The 6,552-nt window shown below is 70.7% G+C and carries 5 protein-coding genes; 2 read left to right on the plus strand and 3 right to left on the minus strand.

The window, feature by feature from the left end; genetic code table 11:
• Window positions 1–127: 127 nt before the first annotated feature.
• The gene (locus AAD496_RS01905; RefSeq protein WP_349826942.1) at window positions 128–706 is read right to left on the minus strand and encodes an NADPH-dependent FMN reductase; all 579 of its coding nucleotides are present in this window, start codon (window positions 704–706) and stop codon (window positions 128–130) included.
• Window positions 707–897: 191 nt separating this feature from the next.
• Between AAD496_RS01905 and AAD496_RS01910 the strand changes: the two genes are divergently transcribed.
• Together AAD496_RS01910 and AAD496_RS01915 are read left to right on the plus strand one after the other, a co-directional pair.
• Window positions 898–1,692 (plus strand): enoyl-CoA hydratase/isomerase family protein, encoded by a 795-nt coding sequence (locus AAD496_RS01910; protein WP_349826943.1) that lies wholly within the window; start codon window positions 898–900, stop codon window positions 1,690–1,692.
• A 2-nt stretch (window positions 1,693–1,694) separates the two neighbouring features.
• A complete protein-coding gene (locus AAD496_RS01915) occupies window positions 1,695–3,695 on the plus strand; it encodes an acyl-CoA dehydrogenase family protein (protein WP_349826944.1) in 2,001 nt (666 codons plus the stop codon).
• A gap of 118 nt (window positions 3,696–3,813) precedes the next feature.
• Here the strand turns inward: AAD496_RS01915 and AAD496_RS01920 are convergent, their stop codons facing one another.
• Entirely contained in the window at window positions 3,814–4,848 is a 1,035-nt protein-coding gene (locus AAD496_RS01920; protein ID WP_349826945.1) for a CNNM domain-containing protein, read from the minus strand.
• Window positions 4,845–6,326: a hemolysin family protein gene (locus AAD496_RS01925; protein WP_349826946.1), complete on the minus strand. Its 1,482-nt coding sequence runs from the start codon at window positions 6,324–6,326 to the stop codon at window positions 4,845–4,847. The genes AAD496_RS01920 and AAD496_RS01925 overlap by 4 nt, the downstream gene beginning before the upstream one ends.
• Between the last annotated feature and the right edge of the window lie 226 nt (window positions 6,327–6,552).

Genomic DNA, 6,552 nt, shown 5'->3' on the forward strand with positions numbered 1-6,552 from the left:
AGTCAACCATTCACTAGTTGAAGAATCAACTAGCCTGCGTTCCGGAAAGCAACTCTGTCTGAATCCAGAACCGCCCCGCCGTCGAGGATGACGGCGGGGCGGTGGGGCGCCTCGGGTGCGGGTGCGGTCAGGCGGCGACCGCGGCGGCCTTGGCGGCGCGGATCTGCCTGAAGGCCTCGCCCCAGGACACGAGATCCTCGATCATCGGACCGAATGTGTTCGCGGAGACCTCCTCGGGAGCGAACACGCCGTCCTTCACGTCGGTGAAGATCGAGAAGGAGGCCTGGCCGCGCACGGTGGCGGTGCGGTAGTTGGAGAGGACCAGGCGCAGCTGCTCGGCCGCGCGCACGCCCTTGTCGGCGCCGTAGTTGACGATCGCGGTGACCTTGTCGCCGAACTCGGTGCCCACGAAGTCGAGGGCGTTCTTGAGCGAGCCGGGGAATGAGTGGTTGTACTCGGGGACGACGAAGATGAAGCCGTCGAACTCGTCGAGCTTGGCGCCCCAGGCCTTCGTGTGCTCGTTCTCGTACATGTGGGCGCCACCGGGGATCGCCTCGTCGAGCAGCGGCAGGCCGAAGGAGTCGAAGTGGACGACCTCGGCCTCGATGTCGGTGCGTGCGGCGAGCTGCTGCTCGACCCAGGCGGTGATCTGCGGGTTGAGGGCACCAGGGCGCTGCGTGCCGGCGAGGATGGCGATCTTGAGCATGGTTCTCCTGGGAGTAGTGGGGCGTTGTGCTGACGGGCCGGAACGTACCGGTTCCGTACTTTCCGTCTCGATAGTACAACCTTCAACCATTCGAGTGGGAGAGGGTGGGCCTGTGCGACGGCTCACGTCGGCGTTACACTCGGTGAGAGGATTTTGAACGTTCGTTCAGTTCGACGTGCGAAGGAGCACCCATGACCACGGACACCCAGGACCCGGTCCTCTTCGAGGTGAACGACGGCGTCGCCACCCTCACCCTCAACCGGCCGCACCGGCGCAACGCCTTCACGCGTGCCATGCTCGCCGGGTGGGCCGACGGGATCCGCCGGGCCGCGGAGGACCCCGAGGTGCGTGCGCTCGTCGTCACCGGTGCGGGCAAGGGCTTCTGCGCCGGTGTCGACCTCGACGAGTTCGGCACCGTCTCGGAGACCCTTGAACGCCGCGCGTACCTGGCCGACGACGTCCACGCCGTCGCCCGGGCACTCGAACACTTCGAGAAGCCCTACATCGCCGCGATCAACGGTGACGCGATCGGCGCGGGCATGGACATGGCACTCATGGGCGACATCCGGCTCATCGCCGAGACCGCCCGCCTGTCCCAGGGCTACGTCCGTGTCGGCCTCGTGCCCGGCGACGGCGGAGCACACATGCTCCCCCGGATCGTCGGCGAACAGCGCGCACTCGAACTCATGTGGACCGGCCGGTTCGTGGCCGGTCCCGAGGCGGTCGACCTCGGCATCGCCATGGAGACCCACCCGGTCGACGACCTGCTCCCGGCCGCCCAGGACCTCGCCGCCCGTCTGGCCGCGGGCCCTCCGGTCGCGATCCGCACGATCAAGCGGTTGACCCGGATCGCGCGGAACCAGTCGCTGGAGCAGCACCTCGTGCACGCGGCCGCCGAGCAGGCGGTCATCCAGTCGACGCGGGACTCGAAGGAGGCCGTGACGGCCTTCCGGGACAAGCGCGCGCCGCGGTTCGAGGGGCGCTGAGCATGACGACGACGCACGCGACCACAGGGGACGGTGGGGGAACGACCCCGGACCGACACGCCGCGGCGACGGAGGTCCGCGACAGGATCCGCGCCCTCCTCGACGAGTGGCGGGCGGACGGCCGTCTGGTCCCCGTCGTGGACTGCTGGCTGCGGTCGATCGACAAGGGCTTCTCCGCCGCCCTCGGCGAGGCGGGCCTGCTCGGCCTCACGTGGCCGCAGGAGTTCGGCGGCCAGGGGCGGCCGAACACCGACAGGCTCGCCCTCACGGAGGAACTGCTGCGCGCCGCCGCCCCCGTCGCCGCCCACTGGATCGCCGAACGCCAGATCGGCCCGGCCGTCCTGCGCGCCGGCACCCCGGAACTCAAGGCCGCGGTCCTACCGGACATCGTCGCCGGTCTTTCCGTCATCGGCCTGGGCATGAGCGAACCGGAGTCCGGCTCCGACCTCGCCTCCGTCCGCACCCGTGCGGTGCCCGTCGCCGCAGGTGAGCACGCAGGGGACACCGCGGGGGAGGGCGGTTGGAACCTCAACGGGCACAAGATCTGGACGACCCAGGCCCACAACGCCGACCGCCTCTACGTGCTCGCCCGGACCACCGAGCTCGAACCCGGCGGCAAGAAGCACCAGGGCCTCTCCGAGTTCCTCATCGACATGGACTCCGACGGCGTCGAGGTGAGCCCGATCGTCGATCTCGCCGGTGAGCACCACTTCAACGAGGTCCGTTTCACCGACGTGTTCGTGCCCCGCTCCCGCCTCATCGGCGAGGAGGGCCAGGGGTGGAAGCAGGTCGTCGAACAGCTCAGTTTCGAGCGAGGCGGCCCGGAGCGGGCCCTGTCCACCTGGCCACTCCTCCCGGCCTCCCTCGACGAACCGGGTCTGCGCACCGACGAGGGGGCACTGCGCGACCTCGGCCAGGTGGTCGCCTCGCTCGCGGCCCTGCGCCACGCCTTCCGGCGGATCGCGCAGGCGCTCGACGCCGGCCAAGCCCCCGTCCGGCTCGCCGCCGCCTCGAAGTATCTGGGCAACGTGTTCGAGAAGGACCTCATCGACGTCACCCGCCGTCTCGTGCCCAGGCCCTCGGACCACCTCGCCGGCCTCATCGAGAAGGCGTTGTGGGCGTCCCCGGCCTTCGGGATCCGCGGGGGCGCGGAGGACGTGCTGCTCGGCATCGTCGCGAAGGCGGAGATGCCCCGGGACCTCGCCCGCGTCGTCCCCCTGCCTCCGCTGGAGGACCCCGAGGCGCAGGAACTCGTCGACCTCGCCGGTCAGGTGGCCGGCGGCGCGCTCCTCGACGTCGACCACTCGGAGGCCGGGCAGGAACGGCTGCGGGCACAGACCGTCGAACTCGGGTGGACCGGGGTCTCCGTCCCCGAGTCCGCGGGCGGCTCCGGCGGTTCACTCGCCGATGCCCTCACCCTGGTCCGCGGTCTCGCCCGGAAGGGTGTGACCGGAGGGCTTCCCGAGGCGCTCCGGGCCGCTCACGTCGCCCGTGACCTCGCGGAGCCCGGCCGCAACGCCCTGTGTGCACTCCTCGACTCCGCCGTCCTGCTCGGCGCGAGCGAGTCCGCGCTGGCGCTCACGATCGAGCACGTGACGACCCGTGAGCAGTTCGGTCAGCCGCTCGCCCGGATCCCCGCGGTCCAGACCTGGATCGCACGGATGCGGGTGCAGACGGATCTCGCGGGGCTCGCACTCGAACGGGCCGTCGAGGCGTGCGGCCCCGCGATCACGAGCGGGATCGTCACCGAACGCGAGGTCTCCGCGGCGCACGTGGCCAAGGTGGTCACCGCGCAGGCCGGGGGACTCGTCGCGGCTCAGTCGCACCAGTTGCACGGTGCCATCGGGATCACGGCGGAGTACCCGTTGCATCGCCTCACCCAGCTCATCTGGGCCACCCGGGACACCGGGATCAGCGAGCACCAGGGACTCGTCGAGCTCGGGCGCGCCGCACTCGGCGGCGGCGAGGAGTACGTCTGGGACACCCTCACCGCCGGGCTCTGACCTCTGCGGCGCCGGGGCTGCGTCGAAGTCGGACGCGCTATGTGGTGTGGCCCCGCTATTTGCTGAGATAGCGGGGCCACACCACATGACGCGTCGGGAACCCGACTGAAGGCCTCCGTCAGACGGGGACGTCCTCGTGGGGGAGAATCCGCGTGACGAGGTCGTTGACCGTCACGACACCCCGGACCGGGCTGTCCCCATCACCTGCGACGACGAGCGCCAACTGTTCACCGGACTCGCGCATGCGGGTGAGCGCCTCGTGTGCGTGGAGGGTGTCGACGAGCACGAGGGGGTCGCGCCCGAGGGGTGCGACCGGCGCCTCGGTGTCGGACAACAGGGTGTCGCGCACGTGTACGACCGCGGGGACGCCGCCAGCCGGGTCCTCGACGAGAACCCGCAGGTGACCGGTCCGGACGGTGGCGGCGCGGAGGTCCGCGACCGTCGCGCCGGCGGGCACCGTGGTCGGAGTCGGGGCACCGGCGGGGACGAGATCGGCGAGCGTGAGTTCCCGCAGATCGAACACGGCCGAGAGCTGATCGCCCCGGTCACGGTCGAGCGTCCCGGCCTGCGCGGAGGCCTCGACGAGTTGCCGGATCGTGTCTGCGTCCTGTCCACCGGCGGCGGCCCGTTCCACCGGCTCGACGCCACTTGCGGCGACCAGACGGTTGGCGATCGCATTGACGAAGTGGAGCAGTGGCCGCAGCGGCCGGGCGAGGATCCGTGCGGGCACACCGATGAGGCGGGCGGCGAACTCCGGGTGCGCGATCGCCCAGGACTTCGGCATCATCTCGCCGATGACGAGATGGAGGAAGGTGACGAGTAGCAGCGAGAACGCGAAGGCGGCGCCGTCGGCCAGCCAGGCGGGCGCCCCGATCGCCACGAGGAGCGGGGACGTCCAGTGGTCGACGGCAGGTTTGGTGACGGCACCGAGCGCGAACGTGCAGGCCGTGATGCCCAACTGGGCGACGGCGAGCATCATCGTGAGTTCGTTGACGCCGCGGAGCGCTGCACGGGCCGTGATGCTGTCGGCGGCCTCGGCCTCCAGACGGTGGCGGCGGGCGCCGAGCAGGGAGAACTCGATGATGACGAAGAACGCGCTGAGCACGATGAGCGCGACCGTCACGGGGACGACGAAGAGCGGGTGTTCGGTCATCGGTCCTCCTCCTTCCCGGAGGTCTTCGGGGCCTGCCCGGCGCCGGTGACGGCATCGGGGGAGGGTGCCTCGGCGACGGTGTCGGTGGTGCGGGAGTCGGTGCCCGCCCGGTCCGCGTCCTCGTCACCGACGGTCGTGAGCACGCGGACGCGTACCAGGTGGGGCACGTGTGCGTCGATCTCCAGGACCTCGACCTCGAGTGTGTGGTGCTCGGGCTCGTCCTCGACGATCTCGGCCGGGTCGAGGGGCACGGGGACGTACACGTGTTCGCCGACGGCCGGGAGTGCGCCGTGGTGGGCGATCGTGAGGCCGGCGACGGTCTCGTAGTCGTCCTCGGGCAGGTCGTGGCCGATGAGGCGGGAGAGCTCGTCGACGTGGACCGAGGCGTCGAGGGTCCAGGTGTCCGCGGACTCCTGGTGGACGTTGGGCTCCGCCGTCTCGTCGTGTTCGTCGGTGAGTTCGCCGACGATCTCCTCGGCGAGGTCCTCGACCGTGAGGATGCCCGCGAACCCGCCGTGTTCGTCGACGACGCAGGCGAGCTGGGCACCGGCACGGACCATCCCGGCCAACGCGCGGGGCAGCGGCATGAGGGTCGGGACGACGTGGGCCGGCAGCATGACGTCCGCGGCCGTGCGGTTCCCGGCGGGCTCGTCACGCAAGAGGGTCACGAGGTCGACGACGCCCACGGGGACGTCCTCGGCGTCGACCACGGGATAGCGCGTGTGGCCGGTGGCCATCGCGGTCCGCAGGTCGTCGACGGTGGTGTCGAGGTCGACGGCGTCGACGTGGTGACGGGGTACGAGGGCGTGCTCGACGTCCTGCTCGGGGAAGTCGAGCACGCGGTCGATGACGACCGAGAGGTCCGCCGGGAGGTCACCGGATTCGCGGGACTCGGCGACGGCTCGGCGCAGGTCTGCGGGGGAGAGGTGTGGGTCGACGTCGTGGACCGGGGTGATGCCCAGCAACGTGAGGAGCGCCTCGGCGGATTTGTCGAAGACGGCGACCAGCCAGCCGAACACCGTGAGGTACAGGAGCGTCGAGGGGGCGAGCTTCCGTGCCAGGGGCGCGGCGTTCGCGATCGCGAGGTTCTTGGGGTAAAGCTCACCGAAGATCATCTGCACGATCGTCGCGATCGCGAGTGCCGCGACGGTACCGACGGTGATGCTCACGGCGGTCGGGACACCGATGCCGCCGAGCAGGACGCCGAGCGACCGGCCGATGAGCGGCTCGGCCACGTAACCGATGAGCAGGCCGGTGACGGTGATGCCCAGCTGGGCGCCGGAGAGCATGAAGGACATCCGGCCGGTGACCTTGAGGGCCCGGCGGGCGGAGGCGTCACCGGCCTCGGCGCGGGCCCGGAGGGCGGCCCGGTCGACGGACATGTAGGCGAACTCCTGGGCCACGAAGTAGCCGTTCGCCGCGATGATCGCGAGCATCGCGAGGACGCCCACGAGAAGGAGGAGGACCGCGCTCAGCACGTTCCCTCCAGCAGGTCGGTGCGGGTCAGTCCGGTGCCGGTGAGTTGATCAGTACCGGTCGGTGGGGACGGACAATGACCGGGGACGTCGTCGTGCGCCCCCGTATGCGGTTGTGAACCCATGTGGCTCGGTGTCTCCTCGAAGGTGTCGGGGATACGCATCATAGCGGCCCGAGCCGTGTGCAGGCCCCAGGTTCGGACCCCCGCTCCCGAGGCGCCTCGGGAGC

This window comes from Brevibacterium litoralis (genome assembly GCF_040212315.1).
Taxonomy (GTDB): Bacteria; Actinomycetota; Actinomycetes; order Actinomycetales; family Brevibacteriaceae; genus Brevibacterium; species Brevibacterium litoralis.